General features: G+C 65.3%; 14 protein-coding genes. 8 read left to right on the top strand and 6 right to left on the bottom strand.

What is annotated here, in order from left to right; all coding sequences use genetic code 11:
• Position 1 precedes the first annotated feature (1 nt).
• Complete coding sequence (locus IPM16_17750) at positions 2 to 2,527, bottom strand: DNA translocase FtsK (GenBank protein MBK9124943.1); 2,526 nt, start codon at positions 2,525 to 2,527, stop codon at positions 2 to 4.
• A gap of 155 nt (positions 2,528 to 2,682) precedes the next feature.
• Between IPM16_17750 and IPM16_17745 the strand changes: the two genes are divergently transcribed.
• The gene (locus IPM16_17745; protein MBK9124942.1) at positions 2,683 to 7,023 is read left to right on the top strand and encodes a hypothetical protein; all 4,341 of its coding nucleotides are present in this window, start codon (positions 2,683 to 2,685) and stop codon (positions 7,021 to 7,023) included.
• Positions 7,024 to 7,108: 85 nt separating this feature from the next.
• Here IPM16_17745 and IPM16_17740 read toward each other — a convergent pair whose 3' ends face one another.
• Genes IPM16_17740 through IPM16_17730 form a run of 3 tightly spaced genes read right to left on the bottom strand, consistent with a single transcriptional unit; the run spans position 7,109 to position 8,786 of the window.
• Entirely contained in the window at positions 7,109 to 7,315 is a 207-nt protein-coding gene (locus tag IPM16_17740; protein ID MBK9124941.1) for a cation transporter, read from the bottom strand.
• A gap of 33 nt (positions 7,316 to 7,348) precedes the next feature.
• Positions 7,349 to 7,609 carry a hypothetical protein gene (locus tag IPM16_17735; GenBank protein ID MBK9124940.1) on the bottom strand — a complete coding sequence of 87 codons (261 nt, stop codon included), beginning with the start codon at positions 7,607 to 7,609 and terminating at the stop codon, positions 7,349 to 7,351.
• 1 nt (position 7,610) lies between these two features.
• Entirely contained in the window at positions 7,611 to 8,786 is a 1,176-nt protein-coding gene (locus IPM16_17730) for a hypothetical protein (GenBank protein MBK9124939.1), read from the bottom strand.
• 70 nt (positions 8,787 to 8,856) lie between these two features.
• On the opposite strand from IPM16_17730, the gene IPM16_17725 reads away from it, so the two are divergent.
• The 3 genes from IPM16_17725 (at position 8,857) to IPM16_17715 (ending at position 11,680) form a co-directional block, all read left to right on the top strand.
• Complete coding sequence (locus IPM16_17725; GenBank protein ID MBK9124938.1) at positions 8,857 to 9,981, top strand: hypothetical protein; 1,125 nt, start codon at positions 8,857 to 8,859, stop codon at positions 9,979 to 9,981.
• 32 nt (positions 9,982 to 10,013) lie between these two features.
• Positions 10,014 to 10,316: a hypothetical protein gene (locus IPM16_17720; protein ID MBK9124937.1), complete on the top strand. Its 303-nt coding sequence runs from the start codon at positions 10,014 to 10,016 to the stop codon at positions 10,314 to 10,316.
• 71 nt (positions 10,317 to 10,387) lie between these two features.
• Entirely contained in the window at positions 10,388 to 11,680 is a 1,293-nt protein-coding gene (locus IPM16_17715; GenBank protein ID MBK9124936.1) for an SH3 domain-containing protein, read from the top strand.
• Between the two features lie 63 nt (positions 11,681 to 11,743).
• Here IPM16_17715 and IPM16_17710 read toward each other — a convergent pair whose 3' ends face one another.
• Both IPM16_17710 and gatC read right to left on the bottom strand, forming a co-directional pair.
• Complete coding sequence (locus tag IPM16_17710; protein ID MBK9124935.1) at positions 11,744 to 13,024, bottom strand: hypothetical protein; 1,281 nt, start codon at positions 13,022 to 13,024, stop codon at positions 11,744 to 11,746.
• A 4-nt stretch (positions 13,025 to 13,028) separates the two neighbouring features.
• Positions 13,029 to 13,319: an Asp-tRNA(Asn)/Glu-tRNA(Gln) amidotransferase subunit GatC gene (gatC, locus tag IPM16_17705; GenBank protein ID MBK9124934.1), complete on the bottom strand. Its 291-nt coding sequence runs from the start codon at positions 13,317 to 13,319 to the stop codon at positions 13,029 to 13,031.
• Positions 13,320 to 13,464: 145 nt separating this feature from the next.
• Here gatC and IPM16_17700 point away from each other — a divergent pair, with 145 nt between their 5' ends.
• The 4 genes from IPM16_17700 (at position 13,465) to IPM16_17685 (ending at position 19,732) form a co-directional block, all read left to right on the top strand.
• Positions 13,465 to 16,662 (top strand): VWA domain-containing protein, encoded by a 3,198-nt coding sequence (locus tag IPM16_17700; protein ID MBK9124933.1) that lies wholly within the window; start codon positions 13,465 to 13,467, stop codon positions 16,660 to 16,662.
• A gap of 93 nt (positions 16,663 to 16,755) precedes the next feature.
• Positions 16,756 to 17,910, top strand: a complete 1,155-nt coding sequence (locus IPM16_17695; protein MBK9124932.1) for a thiolase family protein — start codon at positions 16,756 to 16,758, stop codon at positions 17,908 to 17,910.
• Positions 17,911 to 17,913: 3 nt separating this feature from the next.
• Positions 17,914 to 18,669: an NAD-dependent deacylase gene (locus IPM16_17690; protein ID MBK9124931.1), complete on the top strand. Its 756-nt coding sequence runs from the start codon at positions 17,914 to 17,916 to the stop codon at positions 18,667 to 18,669.
• Complete coding sequence (locus IPM16_17685; protein MBK9124930.1) at positions 18,662 to 19,732, top strand: hypothetical protein; 1,071 nt, start codon at positions 18,662 to 18,664, stop codon at positions 19,730 to 19,732. Before IPM16_17690 ends, IPM16_17685 begins: the two co-directional genes overlap by 8 nt.
• Positions 19,733 to 19,744: the final 12 nt, after the last annotated feature.

The following is a 19,744-nucleotide window of genomic DNA, read 5'->3' as shown; positions in this document are numbered from 1 at the left end:
GCTAGGATTTGCCCATGCGTTCGTCGATCAGATCCTTAAACGGGTCTTTGCCCTTGGGGATGAGCACCTTGCGGCTTCGCCCGCCGTTGATCGTTTCGCCGACGATGCCGAGTTCAACCAACAGGTCGAGGATGCGTGCCGCGCGCGGATAGCCCAGATCGAGCTTGCGTTGAATCTGCGAGGCGGACGCTTCCTGTTCCTCGACCACAAGCCTGATCGCGTCTTCGAGCAGCGGGTCGGTTTGGGCGAGGAACTCGCGATAGGTCAGGCTGCGCTCCCACGGCACCGATGACTCGCGCGGGAGCCTGCCGGAGTCGATGGCGTCCTGTTTCCACACCCGCCAGTGGCGGACGATCTCGCGCACTTCGTCGTCGCTGACGAGGCAGCCCTGAATACGCTGCGGGCCCGCCGCGTCGCCGGCGAGGTACAGCATGTCGCCCTTTCCCAACAGCGTGTCTGCGCCGCCGGTGTCGAGGATCACGCGGCTGTCGACGCCGGACGCCACCGCGAATGCGATGCGCGACGGGAAGTTGGCCTTAATCAAGCCGGTCAAGACGTCGACGCTGGGCCGCTGCGTGGCGATCACGAGGTGCATACCGACCGCGCGTGCCATCTGCGCAAGGCGGGCGATGGCCGCTTCGGTCTCCTCGCCGCGGCTCATCATCAAGTCGCCGACCTCGTCCACCATGATGACGATGTACGGCAGTTGATCCTTGCGCCGGCGCGGCCCCATCTTCGCGTTGAACGCCTCGATGTGGCGTGCACCGGCCTCTTCGAGCAGTTTGTAGCGGCGCTCCATTTCGGTCACGCACCACTTCAGCGCCGCCACGATGCGCTCGATGTCGGTCTCGACTGGGCCGATCAAGTGCGGAAGCGTATTGAACCGGCTGAGTTCGACCATTTTCGGGTCGAGCAGCACCATACGCAGCTGCTCGGGCGTGTTGTCGAGCGTCAACGCCGTGATCGTCGCGGCCATGAACACCGACTTGCCCGACCCGGTCGTGCCGGCGACGAGCAGGTGCGGGCAGGTGGCGATGTCGATTCCGATGGGCTGGCCGGTGACGTCGCGCCCCAGCGGCACCATCAGCGGGGTCTTGCGCTTGGCGTAGGCATCGGCAAACGCCTTGCTCTCGTATACCGACCGCAGCGTGACGAGGCTCGGCATGCGATTCGGGACCTCGATGCCGAGATAGTTCTGCCCGGGTACGGGCGTTTCGAGGCGCAGGCGTTTGGCGGCCAGCGACAGCGACAGGTCGTTGGTCAGCGCGGCGATCTTGCTCAACCGCGTGCGGTGCAGCGTGGTCGCGCCGAGGTCGTCCTTGGCCTCGACGTACGGGCGCACCGCGTACTGCGTCACCGTTGGCCCGACGCGCACGTTAACGATGTCAACGTCGATATCGAACTCAAGCAGCGTGTTTTCGATCAGGACGACATTCTTGTTGATTTCCTCGTCGTCCGGCACCACCAGTTCACCCTCGTTCAGCAGCGTGATGGAAGGCAGGGCTGCGTCGCGCTTGATCGGTTTGCGCTGTTCCTTGATACCCTCGACAGTGAAGTAGCGACGCACGCGTCCATCCGGGCGCTGCACAAGTGGATAGCCTTCGGCGCTGACCTCTTTCAGCAGCGTGCCGATGCTCGACGGGTCGATGCCCGCTTTTTCGGGCCGGCTGAACAGCGCTTGTTCCTCGGCGGTTAGCGTCGCAATCTTCGACTCTTCAAGCCCCAGCGGAGGAAGCTGCGCGTCCCGCAGCGACGGTCGGATGTGCTCCGGATTGGGTTTGATGCGCATGATGCTCGAGGTCGGGCTGCGCCCCTGCCCGACGATCGCTTTCACCCGGCGCTGATTGACAGCATAGCGATAGCGCAAGTCGGTACGGTCGCGGAAGCGGCTCAAGGCACGGCCGACACGCTGGAGGCCGCGGGTAAAGTGCTCGCGGCGAAAGCCGAGCGCCACCGCGCCCGCCGTCCCCAGAATGATAGCGAACACAAGGCCAGCCGCTGCGCTGCCGATCATGCCGGTCACGACACTGCTCAGCGCCCCGCCGATCGCACCGCCTCCCTGACCGGCACGCGCCACCGCGCGGAACTCCGTATCGCCGACCGCCAGATGCAGCATCGCGAGGATGGCGAAAAAAGCCAGTTCGATGGCGAGGATGCGATGGATCCCGAGTTTGACGTGGACCCCGATGCGCGGCAGCAAGATCCAAACACCGAGCATGAAGATGCCCAAGCACACGAGAATCGCGCCGTAGCCGAACAACGACGTCAGCGCGCCGCCCCACGCCCGCGCCATCGCCGCACTGCCAGACACGTCGGCCAGCGCCATGAACGACACAAGGCCGAACATGATCAACACGACGGCGATCACTTCCGGTGTCCACGGCGGGATGTTGTCGAACACCGTGTCCCAAAACTCAGGCGAGACGCGGAACTGTTCGAGCTTTTCACGCCGGCTCATCGGAGGCGGGGTGGGTTCGGCGGGGGCTGCCGGGGGTTTCCGGCCGCCGTTGGTGGGGCGCTGGGCCACGCGCGGTAATACCTCTATTCAGGGTGCCTTGACGCCCCATTTTAGCACGGACGGCGGCTGGCACACCGTTGATTGCGAGCGCGAGTTCTGTCGGTACAATAGGGGCCTGATGCCTGTCGGTGCGCGCCACCGGGGCAAACAGGAGAGTTTCTTTCATGGCGGAAAGCCTTTTTGACGGTCGATTCCGGTACGACCTGATCTATCCGCGGGGGCGCAGCGGTGAAACGCTGCGGGCGGTGGATACGGCGAACGGAGATCGTCCGGTTGTCATCAAGCGCCCGGCCCCGGGCGATGCGCCCCCGATTCGTGCGGCTCAAGAAGTGAGTATCGCCAACGAACGGCGGGCGCTGACGCGTTTGGCCGGCCATCCCGTATTGACCGAACTGGTCGCCGAGGGGCAGTACATCGTCGGCGGGCAGGCGCACCAGTACATCGTGGTCGAACGTGCCGACGGCATCATCGTCGCTGACGAGGTGCTGCGGTTGTCTCAGCAAGGCGACCGGCTTCCCGAGCTGGAGATGCTGGTCATCGCCGACCGCCTGCTCGATCTGCTGTACACCGCGCACAGCAAGGACATCGTCTACAACGACGTCGACGCCAAGCACCTGTTCTGGAACCGCGACACCTACCGGCTCAAGGTCATCGACTGGGGCAATGCGGTATTCCTGCAAGGCGACGAGGTGACCGGGCAGGGCATCAGCAAGCAGAGCGACATCTATCAAGTCGGCGAACTGCTGTATTTTATCGTGACCGGCGGCGGACGGCCGGAAGTCCCGCGCGACGCCCCCGACGAGTGGTCGCCCGACTTCAAGGAGGACGACCCGCGCATCCAGCCGCGCTTGCGGGCGATCATCGGGCGGGCGCTGCATCCCCGTACCGCGCGCCGCTATCAGTACCTGATCGAAATGCAGCGGGCCTTAACCGAATATCGTCAGCCGTTGGAGCGCGAGCGTGACTCGGTGCTGGCACGCTGCCGCGACCGGCTCAAGAGCAACTTGAGTAAGAACGACCTTATCGCGCTCAACCAGACGCTGGAGAGCGCGCTGGCGATGGACCCCGGATTCCCGGCCGCCAAGCAAATCCGCGCGGATATCGACTCGCGCCTGCAAGCCCTCGACCTCGCGGCCGGGCTGGATGCTGCGCGAATCTACATGGAAGGCGGCAACTACCCGCGCGCGATCGAGTTGTTCAGCGAGTTGGCGCAGCGCGCCAGCGGCGATTGGTTGCTGCGCGTTAACGTGTTGATCGACTCGGCGCAGATTCTGCATGACATGGCGCCCGGGCGCGCGCCCGGCACCGGGATTCTCGACGGGTTGGACTTGCTGTTCGACGGCAAGTTCGCCGCGGCGGGCTATCTGTTGGTCGCGGCGGACAGCGAGGACGCCGCGTCGCGCAAAGCGCAGTGGCTGATCGCCGAGCGGATTTCGGCGCACGTGCCGGAAGTTCAGCTCCTGAGGCCGAACCTGTACCGGCTTGAACTTGCTCTGTCGGCGTTGGGCAGCGCAGGCGTGAGCGTGGGCGAGCCGCGGCGCGTGTTGTCCGAAGTGCGCACGACGCTCGACAGCATGGAGCCCGATACGCAGGTCGCCGAACTGCGCGATCGCTTCCGCGACGTCGTGGATCGACTGACCGCGCTTCAGGCGCCGCTGACAACGCTCACAGTCAAGAACAGCTTGACCGACGCACAGCTTCCACTCGGTGCGCTCGACCGCGCGACCAACGCGGCAATGGCGCTGGCCGACTGTATGCACGTTATTGGGCGGCAGGCGGTGACCAGCCCGGTCGACGCGCGCGACGCGGTGCAAGCCAGCCGTGCCATCGACCCGACCAACCCGGCGTGGGACGAAATCGAACACCTGTTGGCGGGCATGTATCAACGCCTGCAGACGTACCAGACGTATACGCCGACGCCCGACGGCGCCGATATCGACGGCTGGCTGACGCAAACGCAGGCCGAACTCGATCCGTACCGGCAGGTGCTGTTCGACGACACGCTCGACAGCATGCTGGCCGGGATCAAGTCGGCGCAGTCCAAGTGGAAGGACTTCGCCGCGTCGTCGATCGTCGGCAACCGCGGCGAAGCGGTCAACGCGCTGACGCAGGCCATCGACAACGTCTCGATGCTCAGCCCGACGCTGTCCGGGTGGCTCAGTCACCTGCGCAGCGTGGTCGAGAATACGCGCTATGTCGAACGCCACGCGCTGTACGGCGGGTTGGGCCGCACGCTTGCGGACGGGTGGGAAGCATTCGACCGAGGGCGGTTGGTCGACGCCGAACGCTTGGGTGAGGATGCGCTCCAGATCGCACATGACGAACGCGAGCGCGCCGCGGCTTCCAAGCTGCACAGCCTGTCGAAGCTGGCCCGTGAGTGGGTCGAGCGCGGCGGCGCTGCCAGCGCCATCCGCAGCAAGCAGGTGCTCGACCTGCTGGTGAACGAATACGAACCCGACCAAGCGGAGTTGAAGCAGGACTTCGACGCGCAGATGCCCAGCAGGGAAGCCTATCTCAAGTCGATGAGCCGGGCGCTGGTCGAAATCTTCGCGCGGCACAGCACGGCATCGACCCGCGTACTGGCGTTCGACTATCTGCTCAACGCGACGATACAAGCCCACGAAGGGCAGTTCGCCAGCTACGAGTTCTACCGCGAGGCGGCGATGCGCGCGTTCGGCGAGGCCGGCGCACGCCATCCGCTGACACGCTCGCTTGAGGAGTTTGTCGACCGCAAGCGCGAGCTGATCCGGATCAGCGACGAGACCAACAAGCTGTCCGGCGCGCAGGCGCTCCCCCACATCGAGCGCGTGCGGCGGACCATCGATGAAAGCCCGTTGAACAAGAGTCTGCTGTCGCTGGTCGGCAGCTTGCGCGATGTCGAGGCGGCCCTGCGCGATTGGGGCGACGGCGAGTTCCGCGTCGCGGGCGGACGCATCGAGTCGGCGATCAAGCAGCTTCAAGAGGCGGAAACGGCGCACGGCGTCGTCGCGCCGGCGTACCGTGCGTGGCTGGAAAACCTCATCCGGGCCGCGGCCGAACTCACCGTCCAGATGCGCGCCATGCGCCAGACCATCGAGAAGATGCCCGACGTCCCGCCAGATACCGTGCGCGATGCACACCACAAGATCGTCGACATTAGCACCAAGCAGGTCGGCGACCTGACCGCGGCGAAGCTCATCCAATGGCGCGACACCTACGAGAAGTTCCTCGCCGTATTTACCGACACGCGGGTGCGCCGCAGCGCGCGCCTCGAACGCTTCAGCGAACTGTTCCGCGCCATGTTCATCGACCGGCATCCGGCGTATCCGTTGTACCGGCACTGGTATACGGTCACCGAGAACGCGCCGGAATTCCCCGCGCCACCGACCAGCGAGCCGGTACCGACCCTGCGCGACGAGGACGATTTGATTCTGACGCCGTCGGTCATGCCGCCGCTCGATGACGACGACGAGCAGGTTCTGCCGCCAGAGACTCGCCCAAAGCGCAGCGCACGGCCAGCACCTGAGCCGGCGCCAAAGCGCTGGTGGGGGCGCTGGATCCTGCTGTTTGTGCTGTTGGCGGCGATCGTCGCGGCAGTGCTCATCATCGGGCCGCGCTTGTTTGGCCAGCAGCAGTCGGGCGATCTCGATTCGCTCGGTGTTCCGCTCACGATCACGGCAACGCCCGAACCGTCGATCACGCCGACCGAGACGGCGACCCTCACACCAACGGGCGATGCGCCTTCGGGCGAATTGCCGATTACGCCCGTAGCGGCCGTCGGCGATGCCACGCAAGCTCCGGCCGACGAGGCGACACCCGAGCCGGAAACCGCCGCATCCGAGCCGACAGCCACCGAGACGCCGACCGAAACACCAAGCCCGACGCCGTCGATCACGCCCACCGCCACCGAAACCCTGCCACCGCAAGGCTTGCAGGGCGATCAGGATTTGCTCGCGTTGATTCAGCGACTCGCGCCCGAATCGCTGGGCTGGACGGTCGATCAATTCGGGCCGGGGCCGGATACCGGAGTCTGGCGGTTAGGGTCCGGTGGTGGCGGCACCGGTGGCGAGATTCAGATTGTCCTCGACGGTGTGACGCTGGACACAGCGTATGGAAACGCCGCGCCTGCACGCATCCGGCGTGTGGAAGCGCAGGTTAGCCTGTCGACGTATGATCCACAGTTGTCCTCCGACCAAGTGTATTTCGGCTTGATGCTGGTTCCGGCCGACGGCAGTGCGCCGGTCGGGATCAAGATTCAGGCGCCGACGCTCACGCAGATCAACATCTACCAGCGCGGCCCGGACGGAGAGCAGTTGATCGCCCAGCGTGCCGTCAACGCCGTCTTGGGTCGCCTGCGCGTGATTCGCGATCCGAACACGGCCACCGCTGCCGTGTTCTTCAACGACGAGCAGATCGGTCCGTCGATCCCGTTCGTGCGCGCCGACGTTCCGGTGCTGCCCGTGCTGTTCGTCCGTGACGGCGGCGTGGTCGTCAGCGTCAACAACTGGCGCGTTCAACTGCGATAGACGTTCGGGCGCAAGCCCTCAGGCAAAAGAATCGAAACCGCCGCTGGAACCCCGGCGGCGGTTGTCGTTGTATTTAGGAGACGGACTAGGACTGCGGTGCGTAGTCGATCTCGCGCATCTTAGCTTCGATCGTGGGCCACGTCGCCGGATCCTGCCACTTGACGGTGACGGTCTTGGCGTCGACGACGCCGACCACCTCCACCACGCCCGGGATCTCGCTGACTTCCATCTTGATCGAATTGACACACCCGTTGCAGCCGATATTCGGCACGACGACAGTTTTGGTTTCCATTGTGCTGCTCCATTCAGGCAGTAAGCTTTGCCATTAATCCGGATTATAGTCCGGTTTCAATTCAGACGAAAGGGGCTGAACGGATTCGAGAATCGCATCGAGCTGTGCGACCGGAAACATACGGCCCATCGGCGTGTCGACCGGTTCGAGGCGCCTTTCGGGTTGGGCGGGGATGACCACCGACCGGCCGTCGACGCGGCATTCGCAGCCCCGTTCGTGCACGTACGCTGCTGCTGCGTGCGCCGTGAGGCACTCGCCGTAAACCGGACTGATCCACCGCGCCGGCAGGCCCAACTCAGCCCCCTCGCGCCTGCATATCGACGATGTAGTTGCGTGCGCCGCCGCCCAATTCGAGCACCCGCACCTCGTACGGCACGGTCTCGCCTGCACCGATGACCGGCGTGAGCAGCGGCTGGAACCACGCGCCGATGACGTCGCCTGAGCTGTCGAACACGGTGATCACTGCCAGAGGGTCGCGCACGGGGAGGTTGCCCGTGTTGGTCACCGTCCCGCTGACGATCAGGTGGCCCTCGGGCGTAAATGTCGACTCGTCCGTCCACGACAAATCCGGCGCGCCGACGACGGTATCGCCCAATGCGCGGGTCGGATCGTCGCCCAGCAGCACACGGAAGCGCACCGTGTCGATGGGTTGACCCTGACCGAACCGCAGGCTGAAGGGCGCGAAACCGCCCGCCTTCACCGCATAACCCATCGTGTCGTCGCTGGCTTCGATCACGACGCCACCAGCCGAGTCCAGCAGCGCGACCCGCACCGGGATCGGTTGCAGGGCGAGCGCGGTGTGATTGGCGATCTCGCCGGTCACGAACAGCACGCCGGTCTGGTTCGTCCACGCCGCCGTGTTGAGGATTTCGTAGGCAGCGGTGTTGACGAACGACAGCGCCGACAGGTCGGACGTGGTTAAGGTTGGCGCGAGACCGGGCCGGATCGAGTTGACCGCGTATTCGTTCGATGCGCGCAGCGCCTCATCCGATGTGACGACCGCCTCGACCAGCAGCACCTGCGCCCCGTTGAGCGCGAAAAACGTGTTCAGTGGGATTTGCGACCCGTCGCTGAGGGTGCGCACGCCGCTGAAGCGCCACGATCCGTCGAGCTGTTGTTCGCGCGCCGTCTCGACATACCGGCGCAGGTCGGGCCGGTGAATCGTCTGGTAGTCGTTGGCAAGCTGCTCAACGTCGCCGGGCTGTGCCAGCACGATCGACGCGGCGGTGAGTACAGGTGAGTCGTAGCCGGGCGGGCTGAACGCCATGCTGGCGATGGCGTTTGATTCCTGCGCGTAGACGGCCCAGTCCGGGGGCACCTGCAGCGAGAACGCGCCGGACGGATGGTTTATCGCGCGTGGCGACAGGTCGGGCGGCAGCGGAGTCGGGGCAAACACAACCGCACCGGTCCCACAGCCTGCGAGGACCAGTGCCAAGATCAATCCAGCCAACAGTCGCGCCGTCGTTTGCATCGCGGCTCAGTATAGCACGGCGCAAAGCGAAAAGGGTTACAATACAAGTCAGACGCGGAAGGGGGATCGTATGACCGTATTACAGCACGTGCTGCAAGTACAGGCGACGTTTGAGAGCCAGATTCTGTCAAAGCCGAACGTGGTCGGCGTGGCCGTGGGCCTCAAGGAAAGCAACGGGACATGGACCGATACGATGGCGCTGGTCGCGCTGGTCGAGCGTAAGGTGCCGCTCACGGCGCTGTCGGCCGATGCCCGCATCCCGCGCCAGATCGATGACATCCCAACAGACGTATACGAAGTCGGCCAGCTCAAGGCGCTGCAGCTGCTGCCGCCGACCTCGCGCTTCCGCCCGACGATTCCGCCCGGTGTCAGCAGCGGGCATTTCGCCATCACCGCCGGCACGCTCGGCGCGGTCGTCAAAGACCGGATCACCGGCGAGAAGCTGCTTCTGAGTAACAACCACGTGTTCGCCAACAGCAACGACGCGCAGGTCGGGGACTCGATCTTGCAGCCCGGCCCGGCCGACAGCGGACAGAACCCCGGCGATGCGGTCGCAACGCTAGAACGTTATGTCCCGATCCGGTACATCGAGGACGCCGACAATCCACTGCCTGACCCAGGCAATCCGACCCCGACGCCCAATCCGCAGCCCGGCGGGTGTAACGCGGCGGTATCGGCGCTGGTGGCGCTGACCAACGCCGTTGCACGCATGGGCGGCAGCGACCGCCGTGTTGTAGAGGCTGCGGCGTCGCAGGCAGCCACCGCCTCAGCGAGCATCTCGGTCAAGGCGCAGGTCGCCGTCGACAACGCGCTCGATGCCGCGCTGGCCAAACCGAACGATCCGACGGCGTTTTCGACCGACATCCGGCATATCGGCACCATCACCGGCACCAAAGCGCCGCAGATCGGCATGGCGGTGCGTAAAGCCGGCCGCACCACCGACTACACCCAGTCGATGATCACCCTGCTCAATGCCACGGTCAACGTCGGCTATGTCACAGTGCGCGGCCCGCGCACGGCGCGCTTCACCGGGCAGGTCATCACCCAGCCGTTCAGTCAGGGCGGCGACTCGGGGTCGCTGGTGGTCGACGGATCAGAGAACAAGGCCGTCGGGCTGTTGTTTGCCGGGTCGGCCATGGCGACTATCTTCACGCCCATCGATGTCGTGCTGGCGGCGCTCAACGCGACGTTCTAGCAGTCAGGCAGTTGCCTGCGGAGGGTACAGCGATGACGGATTACGCCTACAGCGCATCCATCGACTACGTCAAGGCTGTTCAGGAGCGCTATACCGATTATCTACTGCACAAGCCGTACGTCGTCGGCGTGTCAATCGGCACGCTGGACTACGACGGCGACGGTACAGCCGACGTCGTGTACTACTGCATCGTCGTGTTGGTGTCGATCAAGGTGCCACAGGACGACCTGTCGCCGGACGAGCGTATCCCCGACGAGCTGGACGGGGTGGCGGTCAAGGTACAGGAAGTCGGCACGCTGAGCGCACTAGGCGGGGATTTCTCTGCCGGTGGGTAATCGCCACTCGCGCGTCGGGGTGTGATCAAGTAGAGTTTTGAGGCACGCGCAAGCGCTGAAGGCCTTGATCTATGCTCCGTCTGACAACCGTAACTCTGCTCTGTATCCTGCTGGTTGCCGCGGGCTGTACCCTCAGCCTGCCCGGCCAACAAGCCGAGGCAATCCCGCAGTTTGCCGGCGCCCCGCAGGTGCGCATCACCGCGCCGCTGGCGAACGCGACGTACCTGCAAGGCGTCTCCGTCAACGTGCAGGTGCAGGTCGTCAACGCTGGCCCGGACATCGACCGCGTAGAAGTGAGCGTGGATGGCGTGCTGCTGGCGATGCTGCCCGAGCCGAACCCGACCGGCGCCTCTGCGTTTGGTGTTACACAATCGTTTACGCCGGAAGACGCCGGTACCTACCGCATCGAGGCGCGCGCGTTCCGTGCAGAGGGCGCGCCCAGCGATCCGGCGGCGGTGACGATCAACGTGATCGACTCGCTGCCCACCCGTACACCGCAAGCTACCAACACGCTTTCAGCGACGCTGACCGTTCAGGCCACGACGGCCGTGCCGTCGGTGCAGCCGTCGGCCACGCCGCGCCCGCCGACTCAGGCCGGCAGTGTATCGCAGACGCCGACATCGACGCTGCCACCCGGCCCGACCGCGGCTGTCAGCGCGACATCGACCGTGCCAACCGCGCGCTTCCAAGGCATCGTCAACGTGCGGCGTGGGCCAAGCACCAATTTTGAGCCGCCGTTAGGCACGTTCCAAGCCGGCCAATCGACCGAGATTCTTGCGCTTAACACTGACGGGACGTGGCTCAAGGTCCGTTTCGCCGGTGGCGAGGGCTGGGTCTTCCGCCAGATCGTGGAGACCGACGGCCCGGTCGATTCGCTCCCGCGCGAGGCCGGCCCGCCGATCCCGACGCTGCCGCCAGCTACGGCGACATCGCCCGCGCCGGTCGTCCAGCCGACGTCGGCCCCGGCACAGCCGACTGCCTCAAGCGGCGATGGCCCGAACCTGATCGTCGTCAACTGGGAAATGCGGATGATCAACGGCGGCGGGATCAACCAGATCAACACCAATCAGCCCGCGATTGCGTTCGTACGCGTGCGCAACACCGGCAATCAGCCAGCTGGCGGGTTCTTTGCCTTGATTACGATCGTCAACAGCAGCGACAGCGGGAACAAGATTGTCGAGGCCGGTGCAATCGGCGGCCTTGCCCCCGGCGAGGAACAGATCGTGCAGGTGGGGTTCACGGACACGTATCCGGCAGGTACGGGGCGCACCGCCGTTATCCGGCTCGACGAGAACAACCAGATTCCCGAGACCAACGAAGGCGACAACGAGTCGACGCCGATCAGCTACACGCTGGGGCCCTGAGCAAGACGTTGACGGTGATGAGTATCTGTTGCGCGGCCGAACACGCCGGACTCAGTCGCCAGGTTAGAAGCCTGTGGCCTCCCTTAGCGCAACCGCCAGTTCGAGTGTCGGTGCGCGGGTAATCACGGTATCGCCGCCGGGGCCGTTCTGAACGACGCACGCCGCGCCGTCGCTGCCTGACCAACATCCGTCGCTCGGCTCGGCGCCGAAGCGCGCGGTCATGAACGTGTCGATCGCAGACGCGAACTGCTCGGCGTCGTTGGTGGTGTCCCACGTCAACTTCCACACCCACGCGAACCGGGCGTCGTCATCGGTGTACAGGCGATACCGGTCGCCGCCCCAACCGCCCGCGGCGCGCGTCACCGCAATGGATGACAGCTGCGTGTTCAGGTACCGCCGCAGAAAGAACTCACCGCCGGTACGGTCGAATCGCTGAGTCCAGCCCTCACCGAGGATGCTGCTGACGTCGAGCAGGTCGACCGCGATCGGCTCGTCGCCGGAGAGATACGCGTCCGGATCGATGATCTGCTCGGACGAGCGCGGCGGGTTCCGAAAGGCCTCGTCGACCAGCGCCCAGCCCCCGGCGGCGACCAGCGCCTGCACGAACTTCTGTCCGGTCAGATACGGGAAGGTCAGCTCGGCTTCGAGGATCGGCGGTGTACCGGCCGGAATATCGAGCGATCCCATCATCCCCGTCAGCGCAGACAGATCTTGCAGGACTTCGGCTGGCCGCTCTTCGGTGAGCAGCTGCGTGAAGACGGTCATCACCTCGGTCGCGTCGCCTTCGACCAGCGCCTGCACTGCCAATGCTTGATCGGGGTACTGCGTGCTGAACGCGATGTCGTCCTCGCCGCCAAAGAGCTGCGCGAGATCGAAATTCTGATCCTGCAGCGCGTGTGTGAACTCGTGCACGTACACGATTTGTTCGAGCAGCGGCAGGCGGTCGGTGAGTTCGCCGCCGGTAATCAGCAGCGTGTTCATGGCCTTGGTGTCGGTGTCGTAGTAGCCGCCGACCTGCGCGACCAGCAGCGTCTGCAGCGATCCCACCAAATCGAGATCGGCTGGCAGCAGGTCGAACGCCACGTATGCGATCTGCGCCTCGCGGTAGTAGTCCTGAAGCTCGGGATTGTCAAGCTGGCCGGCGATGAACGCCTCGACTTCGCCGCGCCCGGGGAAGCGCCGATCGACCGGCGTCGACGCTTGCAGGCCGCGAATCTCGGTGGTCCACTGTTCAAGCTCGTCGATTTGCGCGAGCAGGGCGGGCGAGGGGGATGCGTCTTGGCTTGCGACCAGCCCAACCGTGGCGACCAGCGCCACGAGGGCGAACAAAAGGCGGCGGGTCATGCGGTTATTCCGGCAGCACGGCGCTGACGCGGAACTGGTTGTCCTCGCTGTCGGGCGCGTTGGCGATCACTTCGGACGGGTCAAGCGCAGGCTGGGCCACGTCTTTGCGCATTACGTTCGTGAACGGCAGCACCGACGCGGTCGGTTCGATGTGCGATGTGTCGAGTTCCTGCAGGTGCTCGAAGTAGGTCAGAATGTGCGCGAGTTGATCGGCATAGGTGGCGATCTCTTCCTCGGTCAGTTCCAGCTTGGCAAGCTCGGCGATCCCGCGTACGGTCTCGAGGTCGAATTTCATGGGGGTTCCTCCAGCGATTCGCCCCCATTATAACGGTATGGTCAGGGGCGTCTACCGAATTGATGACAAGGCGAGTCAAGTGGGGTATAACGTCACGTAATGGTTGCGTGCCTATACTATTGGATTTCCCCTGCGAGAGGCTCCCGTGAAACGTTTCGCCGTACTAATGCTGGTGTCGCTGCTGGCCCTACCGGCGTTCTTGCTTCAGCCCGACATCACCACCGCAGCGTCCACGACACTTGAGATTACCGGCGTCAACGCCGTTGAAGCGCCAACAATTACGATTACCGTCGATGTCAAGGATACCGTCGGCCAAACCGTTCGCGGCCTCACCCTTGAGGATTTCCATCTGGGCGGACGCCTTGCGGACGTCGCGCGCATCGTCAGCGTACAGAACGTAACCGAGGAAGACCTCCCGTTCGCCACCGTCCTCGTCATCGACACGTCGGGCAGTATGGCTGGCGTGCCGCTTGAGCGCACGGTGGCCGCCGCGCGCGACTTCATCAATCGGCTTGGCCCGAACGATCAGGTCGCCGTGATTTCGTTCAACGACGACGTTCGCGTGGACGTAGGATTCACAGCCGACAAGAACGTCGCGCTGGCGGCGGTCAATGCCTTGCGGTCCGGTGGACAAACGGCCCTGTACGATGCGGCCGTCGATGGCATCGAGTTGGCCGCGCAGGCGCCCTTCCCGCGGCGAACCGTCATCTTGCTCAGCGACGGCGCCGAGTACGGCGGCGCGAGTGTCAACCCGCGCGAGGCGGGGCCGGAGCTTTCGCCGGTGCGTGGTGTACCGGTGTATGCGGTTGGCCTCGGCTTCGGCACCGACCGCACTTACCTCGAGGCGCTGGCCGAGTCGAGCAGCGCGCGGTTCTACGAGTCGCCATCGCCGAACGACCTCGAGGCGATCTACACCGATCTGGCGGCGCTCTTCCGCAGCCAATACATTCTGACACTGGAATTCGACGCGCCGCTTGACGGCACGATCTACCCGTTTACGCTGCAAGCGCAGATCGACGGAGGGTCGACCAACATCGATGCCGCGACCGTGCGCGCACCAATCCCGGTGCCGATCGTCAGCGTGTCGCCTGTCCCGACCGCGCCGCTTGCCGCGCCAGTCACGTTTATCGCCGACGTGACCGCCGATCAAGCCCTCTCGTCGGTCGACTTTTCGCTTGCCGGTCAGTCATTTAGCCTTGCCGAACCGCCATATACGCTGGCCTTCGATCCGTTCACCGTGCCGCCCGGCGATTACGCCCTCGACGTCGTCGCCACCGATGCCGACGGCGACAGCGGCAGCATCAGCCTGCCGGTGACGGTCGCCGCCATCCCGGCGCGCATTACGCTCGGCACCGACCTGCAAGCCCTCGGCGCAATCCGCGAGCCGGTCGATGTGCAGATCGACGTTGAAGGTCAGACCGAGGTACAGGAAGTCGACGTACGTGTCGACGGCGCTCAGGTCGCGGCTTTCGATGCGTTCCCGGCCGTATTCACGCTTGATCCGTTCGAGTTTGCTCCGGGCGCGCATTCGATCGAATTCGTCGCCCGCGACGCGTCCGGCGCCGAAGGCGCCGTCAGCCAGACAATCGAGATTGCAGCCCTCCCGCCACGAATCGCGTTGTCGCCCAGCACGTTTCCCGGCCCGCTTGCCGAGCCGACGGATGTTGCGCTGACCGTCAGCGGCCAGACCGAGATTGTCGAACTGGCCGTCACGCTGGCCGGCGAGACGCTTCAGCTTGCGCCGCAGCCCGAAACGTCGTTTACGATCGACCCTGCCAGCTTGGCTCCCGGCGCGCAGCGCGTGCTGATCCTCGCCACCGACTCAGCCGGTACGACCGGCTCGGCGGCGCTCGATGTCCAGATTGCGGCTCTGCCGCCTGAGGTATCGATCGACGGATTGGTCGACGGACAGGTCATCACCGGGCCATTCCAGCTTGCCGTCGATGTGGCCGGCCAATCCGATCAGGCGACCGTACGCGTGTTGGCCGACGGCCGCGAAGTGCTCTCCGGGCCGGCGCCGTTGAGCTTGCTCGCTTCGCCGGAGGGCTGGTTTGCGCAGCCGGGCAGCAGTACCCTGACGGTCGACGTGGTCAACGCATTCAACCAGCGCGTCACCCGAGAGTTCGCCGTCGAGGTCGACTCGCTGCTGTTCCCGACCGCGACGCCGACCGCGACCGCCACGCCCAACATCACGCAAACGGCTGCAGCGCTTGCCTTCATCGCGCAGGCGACCGCCGACGCAGCTGCGACATCCGATGCGGGCGCGACCGCGGCGGCACAGTCGACGGCCGAGTTCGCCGCAACGAGTGCCGCGCGGGCGACAGCGAATGCCGAGGCGACCGGGTTTGCCGCTGCTACACAGGCCGCTTTGTCGACGGTCGAGGCGCAAGCCACAGCAGACGCACAGGCAGCGCTGGATGCCCAAGCTACGACGGATGCGCAGGCGACCTTGGAGGCACAGGCATCGCTAAGTGTCGAGGCGTCTGCTGTCGCTGAACTGACCGCGACCGCCGCGGCAGATATCAGCATGCAGGCGACGCAAGACGCATTGTCCACGGTTGAAGCACAGCAGACTCAAGACGCAGTGGCGACACAGGGCGCGCAAGCCACCGTGGAGGCACAGGCGACTGAGGCAGCAGAGGCGACTCAATCGGCGCAGGTTACGCTCGATGCTGCTTCTAGCGCGACGGCACAAGCGCGGGAGTCGGCGCAATCCGTCGCGACGAGTATCGCTGTGACCGCACTTGCCGCCACCCGCGATGCCGAGAATGCAGAGCAGACCGCAGTGGCGCGCCAGACGGCCGAGGCCCAGGTCACCGCCGACGCCGAAGACCGCGCGACCGCGCAGGCCGAAATGGCTCTGCTGCGGCAGGCAACCGCCGACGCGCTTGCCACGTCGCAAGCGGAGGATGCGGCGGCGACCGAACAAGCCGCGACGGCCGAAGCGCAGGATCAGGCCACCGCACAGGCCGCGGCGGAGCAGACGAGCGTCGCGCTGACCGAAGCGCCTACGACGCCGGCGCCGGTTACGGATACCGCGACATCCACCGCCGAACCTACTTCGACCGACACTGCCGAACCGACGGCGACGGATACCGAAGAGCCGGGACCGACCGACACGCCCGAGCCAGTCACCATTACGCCAGCGCCGGCGACCGATGTCGTCGTGCCGACGCCGACCGTGTTTGACCCGACATCGACGCCCAGCGAACTGACCGACGTTATCGCGCAAGGGACGCAAGCGCCGGAAAGCTCGGTCGCGCTGATCGCGGTGATCGCAGGCATGGCGCTGCTGCTGCTCATCCTTGTGATCATCATCGCAGCGCGTAGACGCCGGCAGTAAGGCCGCACGCGTCTCATTCCAAATTCAGTTCTGCAGACACGCCGATGCGGTATCATCGGCGTGTCTGGTTTATGAGTGGCGGGATGATCGAAGATGACCGATATCGTGATTGTTGACGCGGTGCGCACGCCGCTGGGTCGTCGCAACGGCGCCCTGCGTGAGATTCACCCCGTGCGGCTGGGTTCGCATGTCGTTTGCGACCTCATCGCGCGGGCGAACCTGCCGATCGAAGAAATCGACCACGTCATCATGGGATGCGTCTCGCAGTCTCACGAGCAGACGTTCAACTTGGCCCGCAACGTGGTGCTGGATGCCGGGCTGCCGGATTCGATCCCCGCGACGACGGTCGACTTCCAGTGCGGCAGCAGCCAGCAGGCGATCCACTTGGCCGCGGGTATGGTGGCCTCAGGGCAAGCCGAGGTCGTGATCGCCGGGGGCGTCGAAAGCATGTCGCGCGTCCCGATGGGCAGCAGCTTGCATGGGGGTCAGCCGTTCACCGACCGCATCATGCAAACCCACAACATGATCCCGCAGGGTCTCGCCGCCGACGAGATCGCGCAGAAGTGGGGGATCAGCCGTGCAGCGGTGGACGAGATCGGATACCACAGCCACATCCATGCCGCACAAGCCATGCAATCCGGCATATTCGCGCGAGAGATCGCGCCGATCGACGGTGTGGACGAAGCCGGCGCACCGGTGACCGTCAGCCATGATCAGGGCATCCGCCCGAACGCCGATCTGGCCAAGATGGCGACGCTTCAGCCGGTCTTCTCCGAGAGCGGCGTCACGACCGCCGGTAACAGCAGCCAGATCTCCGACGGCGCGGCGGCGGTGATCGTCACAACGTCGGCGTGGGCCAAGCACCTTGGCCTTAGACCACGGGCCCGCATCGTGTCGATGGTTACGGTCGGCAGCGATCCGCACCTGATGCTGACCGGCCCGCTGGCCGCGACGCGCAAGGCGCTGGCCCGCGCCGGTATGGCGTTCGCCAACATCGACCTGTTCGAGGTCAACGAGGCATTCGCTGCGGTGATCGCCATGTGGCGATCGGAATTCGAGCCGGACATGGCGAAGGTCAACGTACATGGCGGGGCGATAGCGCTCGGCCATCCGCTGGGGGCCAGCGGCGCGCGCCTGATGACGACGCTGTTAAACGCACTCGATACCCACGACAAGCGCTTTGGCTTGCAGACGATGTGCTGCGGTGGCGGCATGGGGACCGGCACCATTGTCGAAAGGCTGAGCTAGTCGATGGACGGCGATCTGGAGCGTGCGGCCTCGTACTTGCGGCAGGCGCGTCACGTCGCGGTGCTTACCGGCGCCGGAGTCAGCAAGGAGTCGGGCGTCCCGACGTACCGCGACGCGCTGACCGGCCTGTGGTCGAACTACTCGTTCGAGGAACTCGCCTCGCCGGACGGCTTCCGGCGCGATCCCGCGACGGTGTGGACGTGGTACGAAGAACGGCGCGCGCAGCTCGCGTACGTCCAGCCAAACCCCGGCCATGTCGCGCTCGCGCAACTCGAGCCGCTGTTTGAACGGTGGGACTTGATCACGCAGAACGTGGACGATCTGCACGAGCGCGCTGGCAGCACCAACGTGTGCCACCTGCATGGGCGGCTGAGCGAAACCAAATGCTTTGCGGACTGTCAGGGCGCGCCCACGTTGATCGAGCCGCAAGCGTACGTCAACGGCGAGCAGCCGCCCCCCACTTGCCCCCACTGCGGCGCTTGGCTGCGCCCGAACGTGGTCTGGTTCGGCGAAATGCTCGACTTGAACGATCTGATCGTCGCTCAGGACGCGGCCGAAGAGTGCGATGTCATGCTCGTTGTCGGGACATCTGGCTTGGTGTTTCCGGCGGCCAGCATGCCGTACACCGCGGCACAGAACGGTGCGGTCGTCATCGAGGTTAATCCCGAGGCGACCGACATCTCGCGGATTGCGAACGTGTACCTGCGAGGCCCGTCCGGCGAGATGCTGCCGAGACTTCTGGAGCAACTGCGTGCGTAAGGCAATCGCCGTACTGGTGGCGTTGGTTTGCGTGGCGCTGGGCAGCACGGCCCAGACCCTGCGCTCTGCGGCTGTGTTCATCGAACGCGGCGCACGCGCCACGCTGGTGTTTGTCGATTTGGCGACCGGCGAAGAGCAGTCGGTACAGACGGACGGCTCGACATTCGCCGTGTTGAGCGATGCGGTCATGACCTACGACCCGTCGACGCGTTCGGTCGTCCTGATCGGGCCGGACGGGCGCAGCAGGCCGCACCCGTTCATCACGCTCGACCCACAGGACGCGCGGGTCGATTGGGCTGTCAGCGCAGACGGCAAGCGCATCGCGTGGACAATCGTGCGGGGAGGGGGCGGCGCGCTGACGACCGTAACGAACGTCGCCGACATCAGCGGCGAAGATCAGCGCACCGTATTCGAGGAGACCCGCGGTGACGGCTTGCGGGCCCGTCCGGTCGCGTTCAGCCCAGACGACTCGATTCTATACCTCGACTATCAGCCCGACGGCCTCGACACGCTGACGCTGTTTCCGCAGTATGCGGGCCTATTCCAGCTTGACCTGAGCGCCGAACGCCCCGGCGAGACGTTCGCGTTCCTGCCCGGAGAGCCGGGCGACTTCACCGGCGCGGGGTTCGGCAGCGGGTACTTCCTGCGCCTTGCCGTCAGCCAGCAGGCCGGCGGGTTCGACGTGCGGGTCGTTCGCCTTGCGACCGGCACCGAGTGGTCGATCCCCGCTTCCAACAGCGGCGGATATTCGGTTGCTGGGGATGTCTTGATCGCTCCAGACGGCCGCTTCGCCGTATACGCGCAGACGGCGCTGTCCGGGTTAGGCTCGGGTTCGGCGCAGACCTCGACGGTCATCATGCGGGTCGACCTGACCGAAATGACGCAAACGCCGCTGACCGTGCCGCAAGAAGGCGTGCTGAGGCCGGTGGCGTGGACGGAGAACGACGGCGCCGTGCTGTTGATCTCCCCTAACCGGGCCGGGACATGGAAGGTACGCACCTCGGACGGGCGCGTGCAGCAGGTCGCGCAGTTGACGTATATGGGACAGATTTCCGGAACGTGAGGGCAGGCAAGC

Source organism: Candidatus Flexicrinis affinis (assembly GCA_016716525.1).
Classification (GTDB): Bacteria; Chloroflexota; Anaerolineae; order Aggregatilineales; family Phototrophicaceae; genus Flexicrinis; species Flexicrinis affinis.
This window is presented reverse-complemented; position numbering and strand designations above follow the sequence as displayed.